The organism is Rhodococcus jostii RHA1 (genome assembly GCF_000014565.1).
Classification (GTDB): Bacteria; Actinomycetota; Actinomycetes; order Mycobacteriales; family Mycobacteriaceae; genus Rhodococcus_F; species Rhodococcus_F jostii_A.
Window position 1 is genome coordinate 7,571,621 of the sequence record NC_008268.1, and the last position, 26,751, is coordinate 7,598,371.

The 26,751-nt window shown below is 64.5% G+C and carries 22 protein-coding genes; 9 read left to right on the top strand and 13 right to left on the bottom strand.

The features are described from left to right. Positions 1-41: 41 nt before the first annotated feature. The 3 genes from RHA1_RS34530 to RHA1_RS34540 are packed head-to-tail and all read right to left on the bottom strand — an operon-like array spanning position 42 to position 3,027. Complete coding sequence (locus tag RHA1_RS34530) at positions 42-818, bottom strand: enoyl-CoA hydratase (protein ID WP_009480294.1); 777 nt, start codon at positions 816-818, stop codon at positions 42-44. Beyond that, positions 815-1,882, bottom strand: coding sequence for an enoyl-CoA hydratase/isomerase family protein (locus tag RHA1_RS34535; protein ID WP_011598800.1), 1,068 nt, complete (start codon positions 1,880-1,882; stop codon positions 815-817). Before RHA1_RS34535 ends, RHA1_RS34530 begins: the two co-directional genes overlap by 4 nt. After that, positions 1,882-3,027, bottom strand: a complete 1,146-nt coding sequence (locus RHA1_RS34540) for an isobutyryl-CoA dehydrogenase (RefSeq protein WP_011598801.1) — start codon at positions 3,025-3,027, stop codon at positions 1,882-1,884. The genes RHA1_RS34535 and RHA1_RS34540 overlap by 1 nt, the downstream gene beginning before the upstream one ends. A 205-nt stretch (positions 3,028-3,232) precedes the next feature. Between RHA1_RS34540 and RHA1_RS34545 the strand changes: the two genes are divergently transcribed. After that, complete coding sequence (locus tag RHA1_RS34545) at positions 3,233-3,751, top strand: MarR family winged helix-turn-helix transcriptional regulator (protein WP_009480342.1); 519 nt, start codon at positions 3,233-3,235, stop codon at positions 3,749-3,751. Beyond that, positions 3,748-4,659 carry a LysR family transcriptional regulator gene (locus tag RHA1_RS34550; RefSeq protein WP_009480343.1) on the top strand — a complete coding sequence of 304 codons (912 nt, stop codon included), beginning with the start codon at positions 3,748-3,750 and terminating at the stop codon, positions 4,657-4,659. Before RHA1_RS34545 ends, RHA1_RS34550 begins: the two co-directional genes overlap by 4 nt. Before the next feature lie 85 nt (positions 4,660-4,744). On the opposite strand, the gene RHA1_RS34555 is transcribed toward RHA1_RS34550, so the two are convergent. The 4 genes from RHA1_RS34555 to mmsB all read right to left on the bottom strand — a co-directional run bounded on the left by RHA1_RS34555 (position 4,745) and on the right by mmsB (position 9,217). Next, positions 4,745-5,959, bottom strand: coding sequence for a CaiB/BaiF CoA transferase family protein (locus RHA1_RS34555; protein ID WP_011598802.1), 1,215 nt, complete (start codon positions 5,957-5,959; stop codon positions 4,745-4,747). A gap of 14 nt (positions 5,960-5,973) precedes the next feature. After that, a complete protein-coding gene (locus tag RHA1_RS34560; protein ID WP_011598803.1) occupies positions 5,974-7,476 on the bottom strand; it encodes an aldehyde dehydrogenase family protein in 1,503 nt (500 codons plus the stop codon). Positions 7,477-7,529: 53 nt separating this feature from the next. Then, positions 7,530-8,099 (bottom strand): adenylate kinase, encoded by a 570-nt coding sequence (locus RHA1_RS34565; RefSeq protein ID WP_009480346.1) that lies wholly within the window; start codon positions 8,097-8,099, stop codon positions 7,530-7,532. A 71-nt stretch (positions 8,100-8,170) separates the two neighbouring features. Further along, a complete protein-coding gene (gene mmsB, locus RHA1_RS34570) occupies positions 8,171-9,217 on the bottom strand; it encodes a 3-hydroxyisobutyrate dehydrogenase (RefSeq protein ID WP_337464390.1) in 1,047 nt (348 codons plus the stop codon). Positions 9,218-9,952: 735 nt separating this feature from the next. Here mmsB and RHA1_RS34575 point away from each other — a divergent pair. After that, complete coding sequence (locus RHA1_RS34575) at positions 9,953-11,197, top strand: IS256 family transposase (RefSeq protein WP_011598806.1); 1,245 nt, start codon at positions 9,953-9,955, stop codon at positions 11,195-11,197. Between the two features lie 247 nt (positions 11,198-11,444). On the opposite strand, the gene RHA1_RS34580 is transcribed toward RHA1_RS34575, so the two are convergent. Continuing rightward, positions 11,445-12,617: an epoxide hydrolase family protein gene (locus RHA1_RS34580; protein ID WP_011598807.1), complete on the bottom strand. Its 1,173-nt coding sequence runs from the start codon at positions 12,615-12,617 to the stop codon at positions 11,445-11,447. A gap of 103 nt (positions 12,618-12,720) precedes the next feature. On the opposite strand from RHA1_RS34580, the gene RHA1_RS34585 reads away from it, so the two are divergent. Both RHA1_RS34585 and RHA1_RS34590 read left to right on the top strand, forming a co-directional pair. Further along, positions 12,721-13,296, top strand: a complete 576-nt coding sequence (locus tag RHA1_RS34585) for a CGNR zinc finger domain-containing protein (protein WP_011598808.1) — start codon at positions 12,721-12,723, stop codon at positions 13,294-13,296. Positions 13,297-13,873: 577 nt separating this feature from the next. Then, positions 13,874-15,103, top strand: a complete 1,230-nt coding sequence (locus RHA1_RS34590; protein WP_041812245.1) for an MFS transporter — start codon at positions 13,874-13,876, stop codon at positions 15,101-15,103. Here RHA1_RS34590 and RHA1_RS44795 read toward each other — a convergent pair. Both RHA1_RS44795 and RHA1_RS34600 read right to left on the bottom strand, forming a co-directional pair. After that, complete coding sequence (locus RHA1_RS44795) at positions 15,086-15,595, bottom strand: helix-turn-helix transcriptional regulator (RefSeq protein ID WP_009480352.1); 510 nt, start codon at positions 15,593-15,595, stop codon at positions 15,086-15,088. The two genes, RHA1_RS34590 and RHA1_RS44795, sit on opposite strands and share 18 nt — an antisense overlap. 822 nt (positions 15,596-16,417) lie before the next feature. Next, the gene (locus RHA1_RS34600; protein WP_011598812.1) at positions 16,418-17,311 is read right to left on the bottom strand and encodes a dihydrodipicolinate synthase family protein; all 894 of its coding nucleotides are present in this window, start codon (positions 17,309-17,311) and stop codon (positions 16,418-16,420) included. 290 nt (positions 17,312-17,601) lie between these two features. On the opposite strand from RHA1_RS34600, the gene RHA1_RS34605 reads away from it, so the two are divergent. Together RHA1_RS34605 and RHA1_RS52285 are read left to right on the top strand one after the other, a co-directional pair. Continuing rightward, positions 17,602-19,095 (top strand): MDR family MFS transporter, encoded by a 1,494-nt coding sequence (locus RHA1_RS34605; protein ID WP_011598813.1) that lies wholly within the window; start codon positions 17,602-17,604, stop codon positions 19,093-19,095. 980 nt (positions 19,096-20,075) lie between these two features. Continuing rightward, positions 20,076-20,651 (top strand): GNAT family N-acetyltransferase, encoded by a 576-nt coding sequence (locus RHA1_RS52285; RefSeq protein ID WP_011598815.1) that lies wholly within the window; start codon positions 20,076-20,078, stop codon positions 20,649-20,651. A gap of 86 nt (positions 20,652-20,737) precedes the next feature. Here the strand turns inward: RHA1_RS52285 and RHA1_RS34615 are convergent, their stop codons facing one another. The 3 genes from RHA1_RS34615 to RHA1_RS34625 form a co-directional block, all read right to left on the bottom strand. Beyond that, positions 20,738-22,141 carry a 4Fe-4S binding protein gene (locus RHA1_RS34615; RefSeq protein WP_011598816.1) on the bottom strand — a complete coding sequence of 468 codons (1,404 nt, stop codon included), beginning with the start codon at positions 22,139-22,141 and terminating at the stop codon, positions 20,738-20,740. Positions 22,142-22,157: 16 nt separating this feature from the next. Beyond that, positions 22,158-23,045: an AurF N-oxygenase family protein gene (locus RHA1_RS34620; RefSeq protein WP_011598817.1), complete on the bottom strand. Its 888-nt coding sequence runs from the start codon at positions 23,043-23,045 to the stop codon at positions 22,158-22,160. A 1,118-nt stretch (positions 23,046-24,163) separates the two neighbouring features. Beyond that, a complete protein-coding gene (locus RHA1_RS34625; RefSeq protein WP_011598820.1) occupies positions 24,164-24,802 on the bottom strand; it encodes a TetR/AcrR family transcriptional regulator in 639 nt (212 codons plus the stop codon). A gap of 239 nt (positions 24,803-25,041) precedes the next feature. On the opposite strand from RHA1_RS34625, the gene RHA1_RS34630 reads away from it, so the two are divergent. Together RHA1_RS34630 and RHA1_RS53710 are read left to right on the top strand one after the other, a co-directional pair. Then, on the top strand, positions 25,042-25,641 hold the full coding sequence (locus RHA1_RS34630; RefSeq protein WP_041812529.1) for a hemerythrin domain-containing protein: 600 nt from the start codon (positions 25,042-25,044) through the stop codon (positions 25,639-25,641). A gap of 811 nt (positions 25,642-26,452) precedes the next feature. Further along, the gene (locus RHA1_RS53710) at positions 26,453-26,524 is read left to right on the top strand and encodes a hypothetical protein (RefSeq protein ID WP_378589100.1); all 72 of its coding nucleotides are present in this window, start codon (positions 26,453-26,455) and stop codon (positions 26,522-26,524) included. The last annotated feature ends 227 nt before the right edge of the window (positions 26,525-26,751 follow it).

Below are 26,751 nucleotides of genomic sequence, written 5' to 3' on the forward strand. Positions count from 1 at the left end.
CGCACCGGAGTCCGGTGCGGGGCGATTATCCACTGTGGCGCCTAGCGGTGTGTGAACGCAGGCGTGCGCTTCTCCACGAACGCGGCCATGCCTTCCTTCTGGTCCTCGGTGGCGAAGGTGGAGTGGAAGACCCGCCGTTCGAAGCGGATCCCTTCGGTGAGGGTGGTCTCGAATGCCCGGTTGACTGCTTCCTTCGCCATCATCGCGACGGGCAGTGACATCTCGGCGACAGTGGTGGCGGTCTGCAGTGCTTCGTCGAACAGGTCGGCGGCGGGGACGATCCGGGACACGAGTCCGGCGCGTTCGGCCTCCTCGGCGTCCATGGTGCGGCCGGTCAGGCACAGCTCCATCGCCTTCGCCTTACCGACGGCGCGGGTGAGGCGTTGTGAGCCGCCGATGCCGGGGATGACGCCGAGCTTGATCTCGGGCTGACCGAACTTGGCGGTGTCCGCGGCGAGAAGGATGTCGCACATCATTGCCAGCTCGCAGCCGCCGCCGAGGGCGTATCCCGCGACTGCGGCGATGATGGGTTTGCGTGCGGCGGCGATGCGGTCGCCGATGGAGAAGAAGTCGTCCAGGTAGACGTCCATGTACGACTTGGTTTGCATTTCTTTGATGTCGGCGCCGGCGGCGAAGGCGCGGTCGGAGCCGGTGACGAGGATGGCCCCGATGTCGCTGTCGGTGTCGAGTTCTTCGACGGCGGTGACGAGTTCGCGTAGAAGCTGGGTGTTCAACGCGTTGAGCGCTTTCGGGCGGTTGAGGGTGATGATTCCGACCCGACCTTTGCGGTCGAGGAGGATGGTGTCGTAGTCGGTCACTGGTCTTCTCCGGTTGTGGTGGGTGGGGTGAGCCCGAGTTCGAGGTCGCCGAGTGGGGCGAAGAACGCGTCGACCTGCGCTTCGTCGACCTCCTCGATGGTGGCGGGCGACCATTGCGGGTTGCGGTCCTTGTCCACGACCTGCGCGCGGATGCCCTCGACGAGGTCGGGTGAGCTCAGGCAGGCGACGGACACCCGGAATTCGTCGTTGAGGACTTCCTCGAGGCTGCCGGCCCGCCGGGCGCGGCGCAGCGATGTCAGGGTGACCGCGCACGCGGTCGGCGACTTCGCGCGCACCTGCTCGGCCGCCTTCCGAGCCTCGGGCACCCCACTGGCCTGCAGCCGGGCGACGATGTCGGCGACACTGTTCGCCGAGTACGCGGCGTCGATCCAACCCCGCTGCGCCAGCAGTTCCGAGGCGGGAGCCGGTTCGGTGAACCGTGCCAGGGCATCCTCCACGGACGTGGTCGCCAGCACGTCGAGGAACCGCTCGATCTTCTCCGACGGGATGAAATGGTCGGCGAACCCGCACGCGATCGCATCCCCGGCACTGAGCCGCGCCGTCGTCAACGCGATATGCGTGCCCAACTCCCCCGGGGTCCGGGCCAGCAGATACGTGCCCCCGACATCGGGAACGAAACCGATCCCGGTCTCGGGCATGCCGATCATCGACCGCTCGGTGACGATCCGCACGCTGCCGTGCGCCGACACCCCGACGCCGCCGCCCATCACGATGCCGTCCATGATCGCCACATACGGCTTGCCGTAGTTCGCGATGGCCGCGTTGAGGAGGTACTCCTCGCGCCAGAACTCCCGCGAACCGGTGCCCCCGTCCTTCGCGTCGTGGTAGATCGAGACGATGTCGCCGCCGGCGCACAGGCCACGCTCACCGGCACCGGTGATCACCACCGCCCGCACCGCGTCGTCGCCGGACCACTCGGCCAACGCCGCCGCGATCTGCCGCACCATCGCATGATTGAGGGCGTTGATCGCCCGGGGCCGATTGAGCACGATCCGGCCCAACCCGTCCCGCTTCTCGACAATTACCTCGGATTCAGCAATCATCATGCTCCTCTGTTTCCGATGACGCTGCGGGCGATGACCACCCGCATGATCTCGTTGCTGCCCTCGAGGATCTGGTGGACCCGCAGGTCGCGGACGATCTTCTCGATTCCGTACTCCGCAAGATAGCCGTACCCCCCGTGCAGCTGCAGCGCCCGGTTGGCCACCTCGAAACCGGTGTCGGTGGCGAAGCGCTTCGCCATCGCACACAGTTCGACGACGTCGGGAGCGCCGTCCTCGAGCGCGGCCGCCGCCCGCCACAGCAGGGTGCGGGCCGCCTCCAGTTCGGTGCGCATGTCGGCGAGCTGGAACTGCAGGGCCTGCGAGTCGAGCAACGGCGCACCGAACGCCTTCCGGTCCGTCAGGTAGGCGACGGCCCGCTCCAGCGCGGTCTGCGCGCCGCCCACCGAACACGCCGCGATGTTGAGCCGGCCCCCGTTCAGGCCCGCCATCGCGATCCGGAACCCGCCGCCCTCGGAACCGAGCAGGTTGCCCGCCGGCACCCGCACGTCCTCGAAGATCACCTGACGGGTGGGCTGGGCGTTCCAGCCCATCTTCACCTCGTTCGGCCCGAACGACAGACCCGGCGAACCCTTCGGGACGATGAACGCCGAAATCCCGCGGGGCCCGCCCTCCCCGGTGCGGGCCATCACCACATACACCTCCGAGGTGCCGGCACCGGAGATGAACTGCTTGACCCCGTTGAGGACGTAGTCGTCGCCGTCGCGGACCGCCCGGGTGCTCAGCGCCGCCGCATCCGAACCGGCACCCGGCTCGGTCAGGCAGTAACTGCCGAGCTGATCCATCGAACACAGCCCCGGCACCCACGCGCGGCGCTGCTCGTCGGTGCCGAACCGGTCGATCATCCACGTCACCATGTTGTGGATCGAGATGTAGGCGGCGATCGACGGGCACCCCTTCGCGAGCTGCTCGAAGATCCGGGCCGCGTCGACACGAGTGAGCTCGGATCCCCCCACATCCTCGCGGATGTAGATCCCACCCATCCCCAACGACGCCGCCTTACGCAGGACATCCACGGGGAAATGCTTGGCCTGATCCCATTCCACGGCGTGAGGCGCGAGATGCTCGGCCGCGAAGTCGCGGGCAGTGTCGCTGATCGCCCGCTCGTCATCGGTCAAGGTGAACATATGAATCGACCCTTTCAGATCGGGGAAGTTGGAAGTACTATAGTTGGACATCCAGGTAAATTGCCAGTGGGTGTGACCCACTCCGAAATCAGAAACCCTTCGACAGGGGAAGTGCCGTCACGGTCCCGTGTCGAATACGGGTTTCGCGAAATACCCACTCGGGGCGTTCATTCGATGCCCATTCCGGACAACTAGGAGGCTTCAGGTGGCCACTGCGCAACCACCCCACTCGGCGCCGGCTGCCGACTCCGTGGCGCCGTATGCATCGCTGATCGCCGCCGTACTGCAAACCCAGAAGCTGATCGGCCATCAACTCAACTCCACGTTGCGTCCACTCGGGCTGTCCTTCGCCCGGTACGAGGTCTTGGCCATGATGGTCGCCGCGAACGCCCCGCTGCCCATGGTGCGGATCGTCCGCGCCCTGGACAGGCATCCCACCACCATCGGAACGCTGATCGAAGGACTCGAAGGTTCCGGGTTGGCCGTACGGACGATCAATCGTGCCGATCGCCGCTCGACCCTCGTCACGATCACCGACAAGGGTCGCGAGGTGGCTATCTCGGCGACCCGGGCCCTCGACGCCCTCGCCCTCGTGGACCCGCAGGTAATGCGCCGTCTCCACGACGATCTGCACCAGCTCCTCTCCGCGACCCGACGTGCATCGACCGCCGCACCGGGCGGAGACCACCCCGCGGTGGCCGACCTGCCGGGAGGCACACCGTGATCGACGTCCGCAACATCCGCTCGGATGACCTTCGGTACTTGCTCGCCGTGGCGCGAACCGGTCGCCGCCGATCCGCGGCGCTGGACCTGGGCGTCGACCACACCACTGTCTCGCGGCGTGTGCGTGCGCTCGAGAAGGCCCTGGGTGTCCGTCTGCTGCAGCGTAGTGCCGACGGATGGGAGCTGACCGATGTCGGCCGATCGATCGCGGAGAAGGCGCGACAGATCGAGGAAGCCGTTCAGGAAGCCGCTGACGTGGTCCTCGGTATCAGTGAGAATCCACTCCGGGGGACCATCCGGATCACCGCTCCGGACGGATTCGGATCGTTGTTCGTCGCTCCCGCACTGGCCAAGCTGCGAATGAGTCACCCGCACCTTGTCGTCGAGTTGATCACCGATACAAGGCAATTGAATCTCTACCAATCAGGGTTCGACCTCGCGGTCGCGGTGGGCACACCGATCACCAGTCGGCTGGTCTCCGAACGTGTTTGCCAGTACTCGCTCGGGTTGTACGGCAGCGAGGAGTACTTTCGCGCGCACGGCGAACCCGGCAGTCTGGACGAGCTGACAGCGCACCCGCTGGTCTTCTTCGTCGACTCCTTGCTGCAGGTCGGGGATCTCGACTTGAACCGGCACCTGCCCGGTGTCGCGGCAAAGTTCATGTCCACCAACATCTTCGCTCATGTCGCAGCCACGCGATCCGGCGGCGGCATCGGACTGCTGCCGGCGTTCATGGCGGACCAGCACGCCGACCTGCGCAGGATCTTGCCCGATGCCGTCGACGTCCGGCTCGCCTTCTCCCTGGCCGCGCGCCGCGAAAGCCTCACCAATCCGGCGGTCCAGGCAGTCCGGCAGGCGATTCAGGAAGAGGCACGCAGTCGGCGAGACGAACTGGTCCCCACCGTGTAGTTGCCGGGCGCACCCGGGGCGGCGCCGCAGGACGCAGACTCCTGCAACGCCGCTGACCGGTGCGCCAGTCGGACTCGCACCGACTTCATGCCTGCGCGGGCACCATCGCATCGAGCGGATCGGCGGCGTCGACCGAGTCGAGCCAGTCGAGAATCTGTTCGGTGTGCTGTCCGAGCACCGGCGGTGCAGCATGCGCGGACCGCACCAGCGACGCACCGTCGGCCGTTTCCATCCGCAAGGACGGACCCGGCAACTGCACCGGCCCCACCACTGGGTGCTCGACCTGCACCAGCAGCCCCTGGCTGCGGGTCTGCTCCCACTCGTAGACCTCGTCGATGGTGCGGATCGACCCCGCCGGAACACCCGCGGCCTCGAGCGCGGCGAGGACATCGACCCGCGTGCGGTCGGCGAAATCGGCCTCGATCGCGGCGATCAACGCCTCCCGCGCCGCGACCCGGTCCCGGTTGACCGCGAACCGCGGATCCTGAGCCGACAGACCGGCCACCGGGGCGAACTTTTCCCAGATCGCCTCGCTGCCGACCGCGATCTGAACGTATCCGTCGGCGCAGCGGAAGCTTCCGTACGGTGCGATTTGCGGGTGGTGATTGCCGGACCGCTGCGCGACCTGTCCACCGACCGTCCACTTGGTGCCCTGGAAGGTGTGGGCGCTGATCGCCGCGGCCAACAGGGACGTCCGCACCACCATGCCCTTGCCCGTCTTCTCCCTCGACGCCAGTGCGGCCGACACCCCGGCGGTTCCGTGGACGCCGGCGAGGACGTCGGCGATCGGGATCCCGATCCGCGTCGGCTCCCCGTCGGGGTCTCCGGTCACCGACATCAGCCCGGCCTCACCCTGGGCGATCTGGTCGTAGCCGGCGCGGGATCCCTCCGGCCCGTCATGCCCGAAGCCGGTGATCGACAACGTGATCAGCCGCGGGTTGAGCTCCTCGAGCACGTCGGCGGGAAAGCCCAGCCGATCGAATGCGCCAGGCCGCAGGTTCTCGATGAGCACGTCCGCCCGCCGGATCAGCCGACGCAGCGCATCCTTGCCGTGCTCGGATTTGAGGTCGAGGACGATCGATTCCTTGTTCCGGTTCGCCGACATGAAGTACGACGACTGCGGGTCGTCGGCCGGCCCGACGAACGGCGGCCCCCAGGTGCGGGAGTCGTCGCCGGTGCCCGGGGCTTCGACCTTGATCACGCGGGCACCGAGGTCACCGAGCATCATCGCGGCGATGGGCCCCGCCAGCGCCCGCGAGAGGTCGAGCACGAGGATGTCGCCCAAGGGTCCGACAGTCATGGTGTGCTCCCTTCTCAGAGTGTGCGCAGGCGCACGTTGACCTGCTTGGTCTGGGTGAAACCGGCGATCATGCCCTCGAGCGACACTTCGCGGCCGAGGCCACTCTGCTTGTATCCGCCGTAGGACTGGCCGACCATCTGGCCTCCGCCCTGGTTGACCTGCACCCACCCGGTTTCGAGGGCGTGGGCGGTGGACAGTGCCAGATCGAGGTTACGTGTCCACACGTAGGCGGCCAGGCCGTAGTGCGAGTCGTTGGCCATCGCGATGACGTCGGAGTGGTCGTTCCACGGGATCGCGACGAGCGCGGGTCCGAAGATTTCCTCCCGGGACAGGCGCCAGGAGTTGTCGGCACCGGAGAATACAGTCGGTCCCATGTAGTAGCCGTCGGAGTTCGGAACCTTGGCGGGGGAGCCGTCGAGGACGGTGGCAACCTGGGTCGAACTCAGACCGTCGTCGAGGAATCCGCAGACGGAGGCGAACTGCGTCTCGTTGATGATGGCGCCCATGTCCGTGGACTCATCCAGCGGGTTCCCGACCTTCAGGTCGGCCAACGTGTTCACCAGCCGGTCGAGGACCTCGTCGTAGATGTCCTGGTGCAGGAACAACCGGGAACCGGCCGTGCAGCTCTGTCCCTGCCGGTGTACCCGGGTCGACAGCAGCAGTTGATTGATGAAGTCTTCGTCGATGTCCACGTCGGGGAAAACGATCGAGGGATTCTTGCCGCCGAGTTCGAGGGAGACATGTGCGAGACGGCCACCGGCCTCGCGGGCAACATGACGCCCCACCTCGGTCGAGCCGGTGAAGGAGATCTTGTCGACGTCGGGGTGCTGGACCAGCGCTTCGCCGGCGACCCTGCCGGATCCGGTGATGACGTTGAGGACACCGGCGGGCAGGAACTCGGCGCAGATCTCGGCAAGCAGCAACACGCTCAGCGGGGCCGCCTCGGCAGCCTTGACCACGACGGTGTTTCCCGCGACGAGGGCGGCAGGGATCTTGAATCCGGCGATCATCAGCGGGGAGTTCCAAGGCAGGATGCATCCGATGACGCCGAGCGGCTCCTGCCGTGAGTACTGGAGCTGATCGTCACCGGCGGGCAGAACCGTGCCCTTGATCTCGCCGGCGACACCGGCGAAGTACCGGAACAGGTTCGCCAGGGTGGCGACCTCGGGACGCGCCTGGGTGCGCAGCGCGTTGCCGGTATCGAGGGCGGTGAGACGGGCGAGTTCCTCGGCCCGCACGTCGATGGCATCGGCGATCTGGCTCAGGATCCGGCCTCGCGCCGTGAAGTGCTGAGACCGCCACCGAGGGAAGGCCTTCTGCGCCGCTCGCACCGCGCGATCGACGTCCTCGGTGCTCGAGGAAGGGACACGGCCGATCACGTGCTCACGCAGAATCGGGGTGGTCACCTCACTCCACTGACCGGAACTGGCGTCCACCCAGGCCCCGTCGACGAACATGGGGTAGTCGCGGGCCTCGGGAATGTGGAGCTCAGCGAGTGAGGTTTGTGTGGAGGTCATGTCGGAATCTCCTTGATATACGGATGGCTCTGCTGGGGTGCAGGGAACAGCGTTCAGGTGGACGGAGCGACGCTTCCGCGCTCGGACAGCGCGCCGTTCGCGTGGGCGTAGACCTCGTCGACCTCACCTTCCGCATCGACGGACAGAAGAAACGGCGAGTAGTAGTCGAGCAGCGGTCGGGTCTCGTCGTGATAGACCCGCAGACGTCGACGAATGACGTCCTCGGTGTCGTCGGCGCGGCCACGGGCCAGCATCCGTTCGACGACTGCATCGTCCGCTATCGAGAAATCCAGGACGGCATCGATCTGGCTCAGTTGCCGGCCGAGGAGCTCATCGAGCGCGGTCGCCTGAGCCACGGTGCGGGGGAAGCCGTCCAGAATGAATCCCGTGGCCGTGTCGGCGCCGGCGAGGCGCTCCGCCACCATCCCGATGGTGACCTCGTCCGGGACCAGTTCGCCGGCGTCGAGGAACGATTTCGCCGTCTGCCCGAGTTCCGTGCCCTGCGCGATATGGGAGCGGAACAGGTCACCAGTCGAGATGTGGGGGAGCTGCAGCGCCGACGAAAGCAACTGCGCCTGAGTGCCTTTACCGGCTCCCGGCGGCCCTGTCAGGATGATGCGCATAACGAATTCCTTTCACATCGAGCAGCCTCACACCCGGTGCCGCGGCACGGGGCGAGGTCTACGTGGGAGGGCTACGACTGATGTGCCTGTGCGTCGTATGCACCGGCGCGGATCGCCGTCACGATCGCCGAGAAATCACGACCCGGGCCGTCATGAGCGACGAACTGTTCGTAGAGTTCGGTGGCGCGCCGTCCGAGCGCCGTCTCGACACCGTTGTCCGCCGCGGCGGCCTGCGCGAGTCGAAGGTCCTTGAGCATCAACGCGCTCGCGAATCCGCCGGCGTAGTCGCGGTTGGCCGGGCTGGTGGGAACCGGTCCGGGAACCGGGCAGTTCGTGGTCAACGCCCAGCACTGACCGGACGCGGTCGACGAGACGTCGAACAGTGCCTGGTCGGTCAGGCCCAGCTTCGCACCCAGCGCGAAAGCCTCGCTGACTGCGATCATGGAGATTCCCAGGATCATGTTGTTGCAGATTTTCGCAGCCTGACCTGCTCCGGAGTCGCCGCATCGGACGATTCGGGCTCCCATGGCGTCCAGGAGCGAGCTCGCCTGGTCCACCGCGTCGGCCGGGCCACCGACCATGAACGTGAGGGTCCCGCCGTCGGCGGCCACGGTTCCCCCGGACACCGGGGCGTCCACCGCCCGATGCCCGGCGCCGACGGCCAGTTCAGCGGCTGCCCGCGCGTCGGCGACATCGATCGTCGAGCAGTCGAGAAAGAGGGTTCCCTGCGCTGCGGCCGGGACCAGGTCGGCATAGACGTCGAGTACGTGCTTACCGCTGGGCAGCATGGTGATGATCACGTCGGCACTCTCTGCTGCATCCACAAGAGATGCAGCAGAGCCTATTCCGCGTGATTCCGCCTTCTCCACCGCCGCCGGGGAGGGGTCGAATCCGACGACCGTGTGGCCGTTGCGCACCAGATTCGTGGCCATACCCAAGCCCATGTTTCCGAGGCCGAGGAAAGCGATCTTGCTCATCTGTACTCCTAGCGGGTGTGGTAACCGACGTTCCGCGCGCGGTCCGAGCCGTTGCCGGCAGGTGGCGTCGACTCGGACGAGCCCATGGGATAGACCCCGGGAATCTCTTCGCTTCGCGCAGAAGCTTCTGGCGGGGACGATCTCGAGTGTGCCCGGGTAGGGGAGGCCGGGGAATCACCTAACCTGCAATGGGGATGTGCAATATTGCATCACCGCGTGCTGACAGCAGACCTGTACCTCGATATCGAAGTGACGGGCGGAGCGCTGGGGAGGCGTCGTAGACGCGCAGTGACCGAGCCGCGTGGTGATCAGTCCGCACAGCTGTGGGCTGGTCCGAATTATCGATTGCCATCCGGACCAGCTCCACGCCTGACTCGGGGCGCACCCCGTGCAGGAACGCGTGCCGCACGTGGCCTGGACCGAGGGGATGTCGAGCAGAACCATGTCCGCGTCTCGGAGATCCGCGAGCCAGACCGTCTCCGACGCCGCCAGGCGGCCTTTTGCCGCCCTCGATCGACTCGCACTCTATCGATCTCGCGGCCACCACTCTCGGACGGCTGCGTCGGAAGCCCCTGATCCGCCAGATCGAGACACGCGGGTTCGTGGAGCGGAGCTCGCCGTCGAGTTCACAGACCCACGCGTGGTTGGGGCAGTGCTCCACCCTCTTGTTGGTGCACGAGTCCACTGTCAACAGCTCGTGCCCCCGGTGTCGGCACGCGTTTGTAGAAGGCGTGGAGCGTGCCGGCACCGGGTTGCGTCCATGAAGATGGTGTATGAAGCGGTTCCGCATCTGACCGGCGTGTCGTAGCCAACGAAGGTGGCCATCGCGTGACTCTTCGAGAGACCTACCAAAGTCACTCGATGAAGGACCACGCGATGACCAGTGCCCACGATATCGACCTGCAGCAGATCCTGACCGACCGACTCACCGGGGCAAGCCCCGACCTGCTGCGCGAGCTGCTGACGATGTTCATTCACACCCTGATGGGCGCCGAGGCCGACGCACTGTGCGGCGCCGGCTACGGACAACGCTCCGAGGAGCGCACCAACTCGCGTAACGGATACCGGCACCGCGACTTCGACACCCGCGTCGGCACCCTCGACGTGGCGATCCCGAAGCTGCGGTCCGGTTCGTACTTCCCCGATTGGTTGCTCGAGCGTCGCAAACGCGCCGAAAAGGCCCTGACTACCGTGGTTGCCACCTGCTACCTGCTCGGGGTCTCCACCCGGCGGATGGACCGGCTCGTCGACACGTTGGGCATCACCGGCCTGTCCAAGTCGCAGGTGTCCGTGATGGCCAAGGACCTCGACACCCAGGTCGAGGCGTTCCGCAGCCGCCCGCTCGATACCGGGCCGTACACCTTCGTCGCCGCCGACGCCCTGGTGCTCAAGGTGCGGGAAAACGGTCGGGTGGTGAATGTACACACCCTGGTCGCGGTCGGCGTCAACGCCGAGGGCTACCGCGAGATCCTGGGCGTGGATGTGACCTCGTCCGAGGACGGTGCCGGCTGGCTGGCGTTCTTCCGATCGCTCGTCGCCCGCGGTTTGGGCGGGGTGCGGTTGGTGACCTCCGATGCGCACGCCGGGCTGGTGGCGGCGATCGGTGGGACCCTGCCGGGCGCCTCGTGGCAGAGGTGCCGAACCCATTACTCGACAAACCTGATGGCGGTGACCCCGAAGGCATCGTGGCCTTGGGTGAAGACGTTGCTGCACTCGGTCTACGACCAACCCGACGCGGATTCTGTTCATGCCCAATATGATCGAATCATCGGCGCACTGTCGGAGAAGTTGCCGAGGGTCGCTGACCACCTCGACGCAGCACGACCGGACCTGTTGGCGTTCACCGCATTTCCCAAGCAGATTTGGAAACAGATCTGGAGCAACAATCCGCAGGAGCGCCTCAATAAGGAAATCCGCAGGAGAACCGATGTGGTCGGAATCTTCCCGGATCGTACCGCCCTGATCCGGCTCGTCGGTGCGGTCTTGGCCGAACAACACGACGAGTGGATCGAAGGGCGCCGCTATCTCGGCCTGGACGTTCTGGCCCGTTCCCGCAACGACAAGCCCACCGACAGCAGCACCGAGTCCACCGAGGAGGTGACACCGGCCTTGACTGCCTGACTCACCAACGAGGAGTCACGCGATGACCCTCGTACACCACCCCCATGGACTTGACCCGGCACCGTCGCGGGTCAGCAGGATGCCTTGGGTCCCGACCCGGACGTCGCGCTGGTCACGCAGACCCAAGCTGACTCCACTAGCCGCTTACGCGGTTCTTCGCAGTTAAGGGTGTTGGCGGGAGGCGTCGAGGTCGGGCAACGCCTCGAGCCGGATCAGGCGGTCATCGAATGCCCGCACCCAGCCGCGTTCACCGATTAGCGGCCAGCACCGCCGCGAGGCCCTCTTGTAGATCCTTGACGAAATACTCGGGAACCTCCAGCGACGGGAAATGTCCCCCGGTTTCGGGTGACCTCCATCGGACGATCTGTCGGTACCGCTCCTGTGCCCAGGGGCGCGGACACTTCTCGATGTCGCGGGGATACATAGTGATTGCCGACGGGACGTCGACCCGAAGTTCGGGGTCCAGCGAGTTGTGGCTTTCGTAGTAAATGCGGGCCGATGATGCGCCGGTCCGCGTCAGCCAGTACATGGTGACGTCGTCAAGAACGCGGTCTCTGGACAGCGTCGCGAACGGGCTGTCTTCGGTATCTGTCCACTCGGCGAACTTGTCAAGAATCCAGGCAAGAAGCCCGACCGGTGAGTCGACGAGCGAGTAGCCGATGGTCTGCGGTCGGGTCGCCTGCTGCTTCGCGTACGCCGCGCGGTGGCGCCAGAAATCGTGGGTTTCCTCGGTCCACTTGCGCTCGACCGCCGTCAGCCCGTCCGTTGTCAACCCGGGCGGTCCCTCCGCGAATGTTGTGTGGATGCCGAGAACGTGCGCCGGGAACCTGCCGCCGAGAACCGTGGTGATATTCCCTCCCCAGTCGCCGCCGTGGGCTGCGAACTTGCTGTAGCCGAGCCTTCCCATCAGTTCCACCCATGCGGCCGCGATCTTTTCGGTTCCCCACCCGGTGGTGGCCGGCTTGTCGCTGTATCCAAAGCCTGGTAGGGATGGAACCACGACGTGGAACGCCGGCGCGTCTGCATTTTTCGGATCTGCCAGCTCGTCTACCACATCGATGAACTCAGCAATGCTGCCCGGCCACCCGTGCGTCACGATCAGAGGAGTGGCATCTGCGCGCGCGGATCGGTGGTGCAGGAAGTGGATTCCCAGATCATCAATTGTCGTGCGGAACTGGCCGATACGGTTGAGGCGCTCTTCGAACGACCGCCAGTCGTACCCGGTGCGCCAGTAGTTCACGACATCGACGAGGTCGGCGAGAGGAACGCCCTGATCCCATCGGCACGGGTCGGGCGCGGCGCGATAGACCGTCTCGGCCTCCGGTAGCCGCGCCGCGGCTAATCGCGCGCGAAGATCGTCGAGGTCAGCGTCAGGTGCGTGGGCTTCAAATGCTTGCACGTCGCTGGTTGGACGGGGCATGAGACCTCCTGGCCATCGCGGAACCGGCTACAACCTATCGAGAACCGTCTAAGACGGTTCTAACATGTCTTCATGTCTGTGCGCAACCTGCTAAGGTGGTTCCATGCGTGCCGAGTTCCCTGACTTTCGCCTCGGTAACGTGCTAGCGACCAGCTTCACGGCGACTCTGACGGAGCGTCGTGGCGACGCTGTGGAGCGCATTCCCACGCCGCACCGACTCGTCGACTGGCTGGCAGTGAACGGCCTCGCCGTGGACTCCTGCACCACCGCTCAGCTCGAACTCGCTCGGGAACTGAGGGAGTCGATTCACGCCGCCGCGACAGCGGCCGCGATCCAGGACGCTCTCCCCGGATCTGCTGTCCAAGTCATCAATGACTGCAGCGTTCAGGGTCGGGCCGCGGCAATCCTGACGCCCGAGGGCAATCGTCAATGGCGGCTCAGCTCGGCGTCCTGCGTGGAAGACGCCCTCAGTGTGATCGCCGCTGACGCGATCAGCATCATCGCAGGCGAACGAGACGGGAAATTGGCCTTGTGCGCATCGCCAACCTGCCAAGCCGCCTTCTTCGACACCAGCCAAAGTCGCTCCCGCAAATGGTGTGACATGAACACGTGCGGGAATCGTCAGAAGAAGGCGCGCTTCAATGCCAACCGGCGCAAAAACGTCGGATCAACGAAGTGATCGTTACCTCGGCACATCCAAGTGGGCCCCACGCCTGCGACACATCTGTCGCGGTGGGTGCACCCCAACGGCACCACTGAGAGCCGTCCGTCGCCTTCGATCAACGTCCTCAATCAGTACGTCTAGGTTACTGATCGGCGACGTTCATCGGCTCGTCGCAGTCGGGGGTGTCGGCGAGTAGGTATGGAGGTCTTCCAGGATGGAAGTTATCCCTGCACTGCACATCTGACAGACCTCGGCCGAAGCGATCAACGGGCGCCTCGAGCACCTCCGTCCTGGGCTTCCGCAACCTCACCAACTACATCGCCCGGAGCTTGCTGGAAACCGGTGGATTCAGACCCCCTCACATTCGATGAGCCGCATACGCTCCCAATCGAGGACCTCGGGGGACAGGTAGGCGTCCGCTGGAAGCGTGCATGCATCTGAGAGTCGTTCCTGGAGCCCGGAGTCCAGCGCAACGGCGGCGAGGGGTGCGGGCGCGAGGGCGGCGGTGGTCGCGAAAATTGTGTGGACGTTTGGCTTTGTTGTGTGGACGATTGGTCCCGTTTTTCTAACGCATTCTCGGAACGATCAAAGGATGACAACAAACATCGCGCCTGAAATCCTCTCCCCGCGCCGCTCCGAGCGCGCTGGGTGGGCGGGGGTGCTTATCCTCATGGCCACCAGTTTTACGCTGGTGCTCGCTGAATTTCTTCCGCCCAGTCTGCTGACCCAGATGGCAGCCTCACTTGACATCACTGAGGGTCAGGCGGGACAGACGGTTACCGCGACGGCGTTCATGGGGTTTTTGGTGGCCCCCGTTGTTGGCATGATGTTTCCCCGGCTGGACCGGCGAACGCTTCTGACTGGGGTTGCTCTGACCGCTGCGGTGTCCAATATTCTGGTCGCCATCTCACCCAATCTCGTGCTGTTGCTCGTCGCCCGGTTGATCCTTGGGGCCGCGATCAGCGGATTCTGGGCAATGTCGCTGGCGATCGTCTCCCAGCTGGTGGCACCGGAACGCCTGGGCCGTGGCCTCATGCTCGTGAACGGTGGCACCACCGTGGCCACGGTCGGCGGAGTGCCGCTGGGTGTCTACCTTGGCTCCGTGTTTGATTGGCGCGCGGTATTTGTCGGTGTAGCCGTAGTGTCGGTGCTGGTCGCTATCTTGCTGCGCACCGTGTTGCCGGCAATCGCCCCTGCCACCACCATGCGATTCCGTGAGTTGGCAGACACCCTCAAGGTGCCCGGCCTGTCGCTGGGTCTGACAGGGCATGTGCTCACCGTCCTTGGCCACTTCGCCGCGTTCACCTATATTCGGTTGGCATTCGAGCAGGTGCCCGGCATCGGCGCGGGCGGAATCGCGGGGTTGTTGGCGGCGTTCGGTATTGGAGGCCTTGCCGGAAACGTCGTCGTCGGGCTGCTCGTGGACAAGCACCTGAACCTGATGCGTCTGGTGGTGCCTGCACTCATCGGCTTCGGCATCGCTACAGTGGCGTTCTTCCCTGGACAGTTCTGGGCCGTGGGGGTAGGCGCGACAGCATGGGGTGTTGGATTTGGGGCATGGTTGCTGGTGGTCAGCACCTGGATCGGGCGGCTCGCTCAGGATCGGATGGAATCCGTAGGCGGGCTGATCGTAACCGGATTCCAGATTGCGATCACTCTGGGAGCGGGACTCGGTGGCGTGGTTGCCGATAACGCCGGAGTCCAGATGACATTGATTGCCGCCGCACTTGCTTCTCTCGTTGGTGGAACCCTATTCCGAATGGCCAGGACGACAACAGCAGGAAGCTCGAACGCATCGACGGACCTAGACGGCAGGAAGTAGGAGGGACCGCTGTTGTCCGCGCCAGGCAGCGGGCGCGGACCCGGTGTGCCGTCGAAACGCGCGCCGGAAACCGGCCTCAGATTCGTACCCGAGGCGGTGGGCGGTTTCTGCGATGCTCAGCCCGTCACGGATCAAAAGCGTTTTACTGGTCTCCATCCGAACGTCGGTCAAATATGATGCCGGGGTTTGACCTACCAGAGTGGTGAAGCGCACCGCGAAGGCTGATCGAGACATGGTTGCCACCTGCGCCAGGTTCTGCACGGTCCACGGATCCCCGGGACTCTCGTGGATCGCATCGAGCGCGCGAGCAATGAACGGGTCCGACACCTGGTGCAGCCACCGCTCGGGAGCGCAGCCGAGCTCCGCCCAAAGCCGGATTGCGGACGAGACGATGGTGGTGGAAATGAGGCTGCACACCACCGCATCACCTGCACGATTGAAATCGGAAGCGTTGGCTTGTCCGCTGAGCATCCCCTCGATGAGCATCGCCATATTTGGTTCACGTACAGAGAACTCCCTCACCAACAGAGTGTTGGGGAAAGTGCCGAGAGTCTGAGCTGAGCCACCCGACGGCAGAAACCATGCGTTGATAACGTTGCACTCGCGCCTGGCGCGGATCTCAGCTCGGTGCGCCCGGGGGTAAATGACTAGGTCACCGGCGGAAAGTTCGCTTCGTTCTTGGCCTACTCGGAGTGCTGCAGTTCCTGCAGAAATGTAGGAGAACCCGGCAGAGTCATGCACCCGCGCGACTCGTTCACCCGGCGCAAGCAACTCACGCTGTGCAGCCTGAACGGGCCAGTCCAGCGAGGCCAACGCACGATCCAAGGCCCCCATCTGCCGGGGCTCGTTCTCTAATACTTTGAACACCGCAGTGCAACTCCGTAACCGCTCGAGAATATTGCTCGACCGCCCTCGAGCGCCAAATCTCGTCGTAGAAGGTGCTGTTGGACTGCCCCATTCACCATGTCCTCACTTGTGAGTAGGTGTCTTGTCCGGTCTGTGCACGCTTGACTTGTTTCGATGACCGGCAGTAGCGGCAGGGCTGTAGGTACTCGCATATAAGTAGTGCACGAATAGATAGCGTACGCTACATGTTGGGATGGACTTGACCGAGGGGGCATGACGGGTCGCCGATGCCCCCGGCTTCGTCGCCAACCGTCTGCAGTTCGCGCTCTACAAGGAGGCATTGGCGATCGTCGAGGGATGGAACTGCGACACCGGAACAGGTCGACGCTGTCGTCAGCAACACTTTCGGCAGGTGCCCGCGTTGTCGGATCCGAGGTTCGGTTGCGACGATGTATGCCTCGCCGGGGGTCACAGGAGATCGTCGACCTGCTCGAGCGCGGTGGCGACCCTTGAACGTGCGGCCTCGGCGAGACCGCATACCGGCTGGGGGAGATTGGGTGATTCGACGAGGCCGAGGTGTTCGGCGATGGCGGATACCACGCGGAGGCTTCCATGGGCGCGGAACAATTCCCAGATGGGTTCGAGTCGATTCGACAGCGCGGTGGCAGTATTCCGGTCGTCGTTCTGAGATGCGCGGGTAAGTGCCAGGCACGGCTTGGGCAGCACCCCGGCAAGCACGCTGTACCAAACGTCGCAGCCGGCGTTGAGGCCGGTCGCGGCGAAGGCGTCTCCGCTGACACCGATCGTGACCGTCGACGGGATCTGAGATCGGAGGGATTTCACTCGACCGGCTGCCTCGGCGGGGTCGACGGGGACACCGGGAATCTTGATCGATCCGATCTTCGGAAGTTCGGCGATGCGGCCGTGCAGTTCATCGGTGAACGTGAAGTGGGTGGTACCGGGATTGTCGTAGATGCACAGCGGCACGGACAGTTCACGCGTCACCGCTTCGTAGAGGCCGAACACTTCCTCTGCGGTCAGTTGTTGGTAGGACACCGGTGCCAGCAGCACCGCGTCGGCGCCGGCATCTTGTGCGTCTTCGGCGAGGGCGCGGACGTGTGCGGTGCGCAGCGAGCCGATACCGATCATGACTGGTGTGGTGCCCGCTGCGGCCACGGCGAGCTGTGCGACTCGCTTGCGCTCTTCTCTGGTCAGGTAGGCGTAACTGCCGGTGGACCCGAGGGCGCTGATGGAATCGACCCCCGCGTCAGCCAGGCGCGAGACAATTCCGGAGAACGCGGACTCGTCGATTTCCGTCTCGCTCATGGGCGTAAGGGGGAAGGCGGACAGTCCGGTGAACATCGGTCGAACCTCGATTCGCTCTGGCGTGCAATGCGACCACTATCGTCCACATATAGGGCGGTCGGGCACTCAGGTAGTCGCAGAGCTTCCATTCTTCACCCATACGGTTCTCACTTGACCCGCGGCGATGTCTGTTTTGTCCGTTACTTGCGCGGGTCTCGACGGTGGTTGGGGGAGCCCGGAAAAACAATTGGCGGCAGAACCGGCGGTCGGTAGATTCAGTGGCTGCCCAGCTTCTGTTCCGTCGTTCGCCGGGACGTCCCCAGCTCCCACCATCCGAAAGGTCCACCGTGACCGAACCCACTGGCCTCGTGAACGACGAGGCGAGAGCCGACGACCGAATCGAACGCCGACACCTCCAGGTGATCGGTGTCCTGTTGGTGGCCAGCTTCGTGGTGATCCTCAACGAGACGGTGATGAGCATCGCCATCCCGGTCCTCCAGGTCGAATTGGGCGTACATCCCAGCGTGGGGCAGTGGCTGACGACCGCATTCATGCTCACGATGGCGGTGATCATCCCGCTCACCGGCTATCTCATCCAACGCATCCCCACGCGCACCCTGTTCGTGCTCGCCATGTCGCTGTTCACGGCGGGAACGCTGATCGCGTTCGCCGCACCAGGCTTCGGTGTGCTGCTGTTCGCCCGCATCGTGCAGGCCTCCGGGACAGCCCTGATGCTGCCGCTGCTGATGACGACGATCATGACGCTGGTGCCGCCCGCCCGTCGCGGTGCGATGATGGGCAACATCTCCATTGTCATCGCGGTTGCGCCTGCTCTCGGCCCCACCCTGTCCGGTTTCATTCTCGACCACTTCGGGTGGCGTTGGATCTTCGGATTCGTTGCCCCCATCGCGTTGGCCACATTGGTCCTCGGCGCACGATTCGTTGTTTCGGTATCCGAGACGACGAAGGCCGGCATCGACATTCTGTCGATCCCCCTGGCGGTACTCGGATTCGGTGGCCTGGTGTACGGCCTGGTGAGCATCGGCGAATCGGCACAGAAATCCCCGACGATCCCCGTGTGGGTGCCGTTCCTCATCGGTGCGGCCGCGATGTCCGGGTTCCTCGCCCGACAGTTCCGGCTGCAACGCGAGGACCGCGCCCTGCTGGACCTGCGCGTGTTCGGATACCGCCAGTTCAGCATCTCGGTCGTGGCGATGCTGGTCGGCATGGCAACGATGATGGGCACCTTCATCATCGTTCCCTACTTCGCGCAGTCGGTGATTCACCTCGATCCGTTCGAAACCGGTCTCATCACACTGCCCGGCGGCCTTCTGATGGGTCTGGCGGGTCCGATCGTGGGCCGCGTCTACGACCGGCGCGGTCCTCTCGTGCTGGTCATCCCCGGCTCGATCCTCGTCAGCATCGGAGTGTGGATGTTGACGACGTTGAACACGTCCACCTCATTGTGGTGGTTGCTGTTGTCGAACATGGCGCTGTGCCTCGGCCTGGCGGCGACCTTCACACCGCTGATGACGTCGGGATTGGGATCGGTGGCCGCTCACCTGTATGCGCACGGCTCCGCAGTGGTGGGCACGTTCCAGCAGGTGGCCGGCGCCGCCGGTACGGCACTGTTCGTCACTGTAATGACGGTCATAGCCTCACGATCCGGTCACCCCCACGACTCACCGGACGCCATCGCCGAGGGGGTGCGAATGGTCTTCGTTGTCGCCGGGATCCTCTCATTCGTGCTGATCGCCGCATGCGCCTTCGTGCGCAAACCGGCGGATCCGGTAGAGCACGCACACCCTGCATCGGTGGATGCGCCCGCGCTGGGGACCTGAACGGTGGCGCGTGCTGAAGGTTGGCGCCCGAGCCAGAGTTCGAGCCGCCTGGATCGGGTGTGCTTGCCGGAGGACTGCGAACGTCGGGAAGATCTTCGGTTGATGCGTATACGAATTCTCCGCAGTTGTCGTGGTCGACGCGGATCAGTGACCCGGCGATCGCGGCCTGCTCGGCTTCGGCCGGCATATAGCGCTGGGCCTGCAGACAGTTCTTTGGCAGCTTCTCCTCGGACTGGCTGTTCTGATCTGTTCTGATCTGTGTGGGCGGGGCATTGGCCTTTCGGACACAGTGCGCGCCTCGTCGATCGAATGCCCAATTCGCGAACGAAGTCCATCCGCGCAGTTGGTGCAGACGTGAAGTACCCGGCCCAACGCGGCGATCAGTTCGGGGACAGTGGGCGCAGGAGTCGAGCGTTGAGGTCGACTTGATCGTGTGTCGGCCGGGCCGCCCATGACTGTGCGTGGGCATCTACTGGCGACACGAGGGCGGGCGCGTCACTGATCATCGATCACTGTCAGTGGTTTCGCCGCCAGCGGTGCGCGGAGCATTTCAGTGGCCAGTTCCCTCGGTGGATGTGTTGTGGATGTCGCCGATGACGGATTCGTTCTCGCGGTGCCGCGGTCACCTTGGCGTGACAAGCCGGCCGTTGTCGTCGCCATGAGTGACGGCCGCCGGATTCCGTGCGCCCATACCAGCCTCGTTTGAACGATCTCTCACCGATCCGTAACCGGCGAGGGTTCCGCGATCGGCGAGCGCGGACACTGTGTGATGACGACTGGTCTTGCGGTCAATCTCCTGGACACGTTCCCTGGCCGCAAGTTGATCGTTGCGACGGTCTGCGAGTGGTCTCACATGAACTGGAAAGTGCGGGCGCTTAGCCTTTCGGTCCTCGACGTGCATTCGGTGCCGGTTCGGAACAACGTGGTGGTGGAATGGGGTGTGAGCCGTCTTCGGTTCGGTGACGGGAAAGGTGACCGCGATGACAGGTGCATCGCCGGACGAGCGTCCCTCCTGCGCTGCGGGTTCCGAGGGACCGGAGCAGTGGCGGCTCGAGTACGTAACGGATCTCGGCGCCGCCGTTGATGTCGAGTCGTTGGTTCAGGAGTACTGGGGTTGGGCCGGTGAGCGATTGGCCGGGATGCTCGGTCGCCCTGTGCGGGCGGATTCCGCAGATCGGATGCACCGTGCGTTCATGGCGGAGCTACCGACGATCATCGCGCCCCGGGGCCGATTGTTGGTGGTTCGAAGCCAAGATGCGATCGTTGGAATCGCCATGCTCAAGCCGGTCGATGATGTCACCGCCGAGCTCAAACGGGTCTATGTTCGTCCCGTTGTTCGAAGCGGCGGTGTGGCGCGGGCGCTGGTGGGGCGGCTGCTCGATGATGCACGCAAGGAGGGGTTTGTCACGGTTCGTCTCGAGTCGCTTCGTTTCATGACGGCGGCGCATGCGTTGTATCGGTCCGAGGGATTTGTGGAGACGCCGCCGTTCGCCGGGTCGGAAGCGGGGAGCGCCGGGCTCGAGTCAGCGGCGGTGTTCATGGAGTTGGTCCTGTAGGTCGGCCGGCGGCTAACCACGGGGTGCGATCTACCGCGTCCGAAAGGTGACGCGGTCGCACACTGACTGGAGTGGTGGCGCGGGCGTCACACCCGCGCGTGCAGGTCTGCGGCGAGTTGTGTCACGGTTCCCGTGGCGCAGCTGCGGTTATCGCCGACGCCGCCGGAGGCGCCTCGTTTCGCCCAGCCGACGACATACAGTCCGTCGAGCGGTTCGCCTGTCTCGATGGAGATCACTCGTCCTCGGCGGTTGGGCACGACCCCCCGCTCGTCCACGGGGATGCCGTCGATCTGCTTGGTCGTGAATCCGGTGGCGCGTATCGCGGAGTCCGCGAGGAACGTCCGACCGGTCGTCGTGGTGACCGCGACGCCGCCGGCCACTGTCTTCCCGAGATCGGTCACCTCTTGTCCGAAAGACAACACCACGCGTAGCCTGCCCGCTTCGGTGGCGGTCGGTCCGTCTGCCGCGCAGATATCGGCCGTGGGCAGGGCGGAAATGGCACGTTGCAGCGGGGCGTCTGCACCGGCGCCCGGCGGGCGGCCGGAGCGGTCGATCAGCACCTCGGCGTTCTCGAGGTCCAGAAGCTCGTATAACGCCGACGGCGTGAAGGACGCGCGTTCGGGGGCCGATCGCGACAACACGACCACCTCCGTCACCGGTTGGGCCGCGGCACCTCGGTCGCGTGTCTTGGCCATCCATCGGATGACATCGAAGGCGACGTTCCCCGCCCCGATCATGAGGGATCGCGGTCCCAACGGCCCGCGGGGTCGAAAGCCGGATACTCCACAGTTCTCGGCCACCAGAATGTCGATGGCCTCATAGACACCGTCGCCGGGATCCGCAGTCGTGGGTCCGAGTCTGCGCGGTTGTGAGGCGCCACACGCTAGCACGATGGCGTCGAATCTGGCCCGGAGGTCGTCGACCGAGACATCCACACCGACTTCTGTGTTGTGGATGATCGTGACGCGATCGTCGTTGAAGGGCACGTCGAAGAGCCGGATCATGTCACGAACGCCGACGTGGTCCCGGGAGACGCCTCGGCGCAGCAGGCCCCCGATTTCGCCGTGCTGCTCGATGACGGTGATGCGTACCGAGGTCGATCGCCGAAGGAGTTCGCGAACGGTGTACATCGCCGCCGGCCCGGATCCGACGACGGCGATCTTCAGCCTGTCGCTGGGCCTGCCCAGTGGTTGCTCGAAGCGGATCCGCCGCGCACGGGGTCGGGACTTGGCGGGAGTCTGCTCGAAGTATTCTGCGTTGCGGGCCGCGTAGGGCCGTTCGGTGATGGTCAACGTCCACTCGGGTTTGATGGCAGACGCGGGGCAGGCCTCGACGCATGCGGTGCAATCGATGCACGAGCGCGGGTCGATGAACAACGTTTCGGCCGACTCGAAACCCGCTTCGCCGGGGGCGGGATGAATGCAGTTCTGCGGGCACACTCGCACGCACGAGGCATCCTTACAGCAATGCCCCAGGACAACGTGGGTCACAACGACTCCTGCTTGTTCAGAGAAGATTCGATTTTCGGTAGATCCATCGCGCGCCGAAATTCAGCAGCCCTTCTTTACTCAGGAATTCGATAAACGGTTCTGCGGCCCTGCGGAACATTATCCGATGGTGTTCGTTTGCGGCGATTTCCGGTCCCACAATCTTCCAATCCATGCCGAGGTCCTCGTACATTCGACGATTGATCAGGCTCTTCGCGATGAGATGTGTTCCCATCGCGATGATCAGGGTGCTGATAAACCGTCGGACGCGCGAAATCTTGGTCAACCGAGTGCGGATTTGTTGACGCGCGTACGCCATGTGCCGGGCTTCCTCGACAACGTGGATATAGCAGGCCCTGCGGATGGGCGCGGCGACGTCTTCGCTCGCCATCCAGTCGCGTTGCATGACGTCGAAGATCTCTTCTCCCGCCAGTACGATTCCGTACGTCACCTCCTCCCACGCGATGGTCCTGAAAAGCCATCCGAAGAAGTCCAGTGAGCGGTCGCGTCTATAGAAGTGCGATCCGATGCTGTCGATGACGTTGACGAACATCAACGAATGCAGGTTCTCGTCGGCGCATTCGTTGAACAGGAACTTGACGTCCGGGCGGGCGGGGTCAGCACTGTGGCAGGCCCGCAGCAATGCCACCTGCAATCCCACCTCCAGCCAGATTCCGACGCCCAGGAACTGTGCGACCTCGCTTCTGGTGAGGCGGACGCGATCGGGCTCTGTCATGGAGTCCCATGTAGCGGTGCCGAAGAGAGGCGACCATTCGGGTGTCATCCCGTGCAGTTCGGCGCCGTCTGAATCGGGTTGGCAAACCAGCGGGTCCCGCGAATCGAATGAGAGGCGCTTGGCCGATTCCAAGAGTGTCTCGAATATCGCGTCGCTTCCGGAAGTCGTCATCCTTCCTTTACTCCTATGTCCTATTCCATCGAATCTCGAATCGATTAGTTGGCTATTGTGATTTTCTCGAGCTCAAGAAAGTCACCCTCGTACTTTGTCTCAACTGTGTTGCGCCCGGCATTCGCGCCGGTTACGGCAGCAATCGCAGAACTTGCAGCAGCGTACCTCGCCACCGACCCGGCGATCAGGTTGCGGCATCCATTGGATTGATCGTGAATGTCTTGGAGTTCTTCATGAGAATTCAAGTTACATGCAGTTGTTCGGGAAAGCCGTGGCCGATAACGCCACGGATCGACATGCGCTGCCGCTCTCGAAACGTGTCGATGCTGCTGGCGGCCACACCGTCGGCGGCGTTCCCCGAACCGGACCCGTTCCACCACCTCGGCGTCGGTTCGGGTGTGGCGGCGAGAGTCGGCGATCGTGTCCTGGGCCGCCGGGCTGCGGTAGTCGATGACGCCCGCGTGGTCGCGGCCCGGTCAAGAGCGCCTGGTATCCGCGGCGCACTGGAGCCGCGCTGTGGTCCCTGTCCTGCCATCGGACCGTCGCTTCTGTAGGTAGAGCTCCGGCTGTGGTCCTCGGGTCGACCGCAGCCGCCTCGCCGGACCCGCCTGCTGGTCGCGGGTGCCGAGTTCACCGTTAGCCGTTAGCCGTTAGCCGTCCGCTGTCGACTGGGACGGGGACGGCGGGAGTGGGCGCAGTCACCGTAGATCGGCTCCCATCGGGCTTCGGCGCCAGCGCGGCGAAGCAGATCGGTCAGGACCGCGGGTTGATCGTCCAGCGCCGCCGCCAACACGGCGAATCCCCCAGACCGAACGTCGAGAAACCACCCCCGAGCTGGCTATTGAGGTCAGTCTGGGCGTGGTTTAACGTGGATGGTGCGAGCCGTATCCCGTCGGGTCGAGACTTGACATTCCGGGATACGACTCGCCTTGGGAGCAGACCAGCTCTCGAGGCTGAGGTCTGATGAGTGGCCCAAGCTCGTTTCGTTCGTCCGGTCGTTGCAGTCACAACGACCACGCACTGCCGTCGTGAGAAGCGCGAATCAGCAGTGACACGTGAGGGGAGTGACGAGAGATCGTCACGCACCGCTCTATGGACGCCCGTGGGGTGCGCCCGACCTACGGGCAGAGGGCGGCGATGACGGTTCGTGTCAGCCAGCTCGCGTACCTGTCGGGCGTCCATTCCCGCTCGAGTACGAGTCGTTCGTAGGTATCGATCGCGAGGTAGTTCCACAGCACGTCGCGCACCTCGTCGAGTTCGACGCCCGGCCGAAGTTGGCCGGTGTCCAGGAAGTGACGCCCGACGATCGTCATCCCGGTCAGTCCTTCGTCGCTCAGTTGTCGCCAGACCGGGACGAGCGAGTCGTCCACGTGTCGGCCGTCGCGGATGAGAATCTGCACCTTCGCCGAGCGCTCCTGTCGCTGCGCCAGTCCGTGAATGAACATCTCGATCTTGCGGCGCACGTCCGGCTCGGTGAACATCGCCTGCTGCTCTGGACGGTCGACGACCCGCTCCGGTTCGTCGTCACCCGCGATCACGAGATCGAACACCGCCTTCGCGAGCGCTGCCTTGCTGCCGAAGCTCTTGTAGAGACCTTTCACCGAGACATCTGCCCGCTCGGCGACGGCCGCGAGGGTGGTGGCCCGGAAGCCGTCTCGCTCGAACAATTCCTTTGCGGCCAGTACCACGGCTCGCCGGCGTGTGCGGGCCTGCTGTCGTCGGCCGGAGGCGTCGTAGTGCCTCTTGATTTCGACCATGACCGCTCCCATACTTTTGAGTGCAACCTGATTGAACCTAATTTAGCGCGATCAGGAAAGCACCTTCTCCTCACCCCGAAGAAACCACGGAAGGAGAGGGCCATGGGGACCAACCTGCATGAGCCCGCCGACACCCGAAGCATGGGGATCGTTCACAGCGATCCCGCATCGCCCTCGAGGCACCGCCCTATCCGGACCGGAAACGTCGCCGACAGCTCGCCGCGCACGTGCTCTGGCTGATGCATGTGCTGCATCTGCATCACATTGCCGAGGACACCGGACTGTGGCCGTTCATCCGCGCACGAAACCCGTCCGCGAGCACGCTGCTCGACCAGATGGATGCTGACCACAAACGCATCGCTCCCGCGATCAGCGCCCTCGAGGATGCCGCCCGGGCGTACCGCGCGAACGAAACGTCACGGACACAGCTGCTCGACGCGCTGGCCGCGCTCGAGGCGGTTCTGCTCCCTCACCTGCGGCGCGAGGAACTCGACATGATGCCGGTCGTCGCCGCCACGATGACCACCGCCGAGTACCTCACCATCGAACAGGAGTTCTTCGTCAAACCGAAGGGCTTCCGGGAACTCGGTGCCGAAGGGCCTTGGATCATCGACGGTCTCGACCCGGAGGGGCGCGAGGTGATCCTGCACGTGATCCCGGCCGTTCCACGTTTCGTACTTCTCCACACCTTCGGCTGGGGCTACCGCCGCAAGGCCACCCGGCTGTGGGGCCACGGGCCCGCGACCGCCGTGCCGTCGCTGAGCCTGGCAACGATGGAGCGCAATTGCCGGGACGTCGCCACCGTCGAGCGCAACCAGCGAGATCGCCGACCATACTGAGGTCGTAGATTCTTCCCCAACGTAATCAACCGGTCTCTGCTGTCCACGCATCTACAGTAGTCTTCTTGCCAGACAGGGCATCTCATCACGATGCTGCGGAAGAGCTCGAGGGCTGCGCGGACGCACGGTGCCGCTTCCCGTACCCGGGACCGTGCGCTGGACGACGGCGCCGCGGGCAAGGCGTTCATCGGCCCGTGAACGCGCCACCATGGTCGGTGTTGGCCAAACATGGCCGCGCGAGAAGGCTCGTCGGAGAGATCACGATAGCGATAGCTGAACTGCGAGAATGGATCGTGGGTCGGGCCCGCACCACCAGTGGATCCATGTCTCGGATTCTGCGCCTCGCCTTCGTCGGGAGGAAGGGGATGCGTGACGGTAGTCGCTGATCAAGTAGCCGACGACCATACCGAGCATCGCGGTCTGCAATGCCGGGATGCCCCCTGCTAGCCGTGCTCGTCCTCGGCTCGCTGTGCGCTATTGCATTGAATGACCGCGCTCGACTTCCATACCTGCAAGTGCGTCCCACTGCCGAACCATCCTCTCTAGCAAGGAGTTGCACGACGGACCACATGAAGCACCAGCTCCACGCGGTCGAGGTTTCCAAGCACGCGGTGATCGACGGCAACCATCCGTTCGGGTCCATCCTGGTGGACGACAAGGGCAGTGTCCTGCCAGGAACTCCCTGTCGTACTGCTGGGAGGACCTGCGCATCAAGACCGTTTCCGCGTGGCCGGTGCAGTCACTCGTGGTGACCTCGATGTTCCCCTGCTCCAGCACCTGCACGCTTTACACAACAGCCGAGCCCTGCTCGATGTGTGCAGGTGCCATCGACTGGGGCAATGTTTTGCGCCTGGTGTACGGCATCACCAGAAGATCGAGATGATCGGCCCAATCCCGGAAGTGGCAGACGCAGTCCTGGAGCCGCACCGGACATACTGGACGCAGAAGAGCTGACTCTGACACGCCGGCACTTACGGTGCCCGCCCGGCAATGGTGTACCCATCCTCTGTTTCGGTCGCGATAACGAGGGGGTCCGCGTAGCCGCTGCCGGAAACCCCGGCCGTGACGGCGCCACACTTCGAATGTGGCCGAGATGGCGTCCCTCGAGGG

Coding starts and splice junctions, on each gene's coding strand:
- RHA1_RS34535 (WP_011598800.1), bottom strand. CDS start 1,882: ATGATTGCTGAATCCGAGGTAATTGTCGAGAAGCGGGACGGGTTGGGC.
- RHA1_RS34540 (WP_011598801.1), bottom strand. CDS start 3,027: ATGTTCACCTTGACCGATGACGAGCGGGCGATCAGCGACACTGCCCGC.
- RHA1_RS34555 (WP_011598802.1), bottom strand. CDS start 5,959: ATGACTGTCGGACCCTTGGGCGACATCCTCGTGCTCGACCTCTCGCGG.
- RHA1_RS34560 (WP_011598803.1), bottom strand. CDS start 7,476: ATGACCTCCACACAAACCTCACTCGCTGAGCTCCACATTCCCGAGGCC.
- RHA1_RS34565 (WP_009480346.1), bottom strand. CDS start 8,099: ATGCGCATCATCCTGACAGGGCCGCCGGGAGCCGGTAAAGGCACTCAG.
- RHA1_RS34575 (WP_011598806.1), top strand. CDS start 9,953: ATGACCAGTGCCCACGATATCGACCTGCAGCAGATCCTGACCGACCGA.
- RHA1_RS34580 (WP_011598807.1), bottom strand. CDS start 12,617: ATGCCCCGTCCAACCAGCGACGTGCAAGCATTTGAAGCCCACGCACCT.
- RHA1_RS34585 (WP_011598808.1), top strand. CDS start 12,721: ATGCGTGCCGAGTTCCCTGACTTTCGCCTCGGTAACGTGCTAGCGACC.
- RHA1_RS34590 (WP_041812245.1), top strand. CDS start 13,874: ATGACAACAAACATCGCGCCTGAAATCCTCTCCCCGCGCCGCTCCGAG.
- RHA1_RS44795 (WP_009480352.1), bottom strand. CDS start 15,595: ATGGCGATGCTCATCGAGGGGATGCTCAGCGGACAAGCCAACGCTTCC.
- RHA1_RS34600 (WP_011598812.1), bottom strand. CDS start 17,311: ATGTTCACCGGACTGTCCGCCTTCCCCCTTACGCCCATGAGCGAGACG.
- RHA1_RS52285 (WP_011598815.1), top strand. CDS start 20,076: ATGACAGGTGCATCGCCGGACGAGCGTCCCTCCTGCGCTGCGGGTTCC.
- RHA1_RS34620 (WP_011598817.1), bottom strand. CDS start 23,045: ATGACGACTTCCGGAAGCGACGCGATATTCGAGACACTCTTGGAATCG.
- RHA1_RS34625 (WP_011598820.1), bottom strand. CDS start 24,802: ATGGTCGAAATCAAGAGGCACTACGACGCCTCCGGCCGACGACAGCAG.
- RHA1_RS34630 (WP_041812529.1), top strand. CDS start 25,042: ATGCATGTGCTGCATCTGCATCACATTGCCGAGGACACCGGACTGTGG.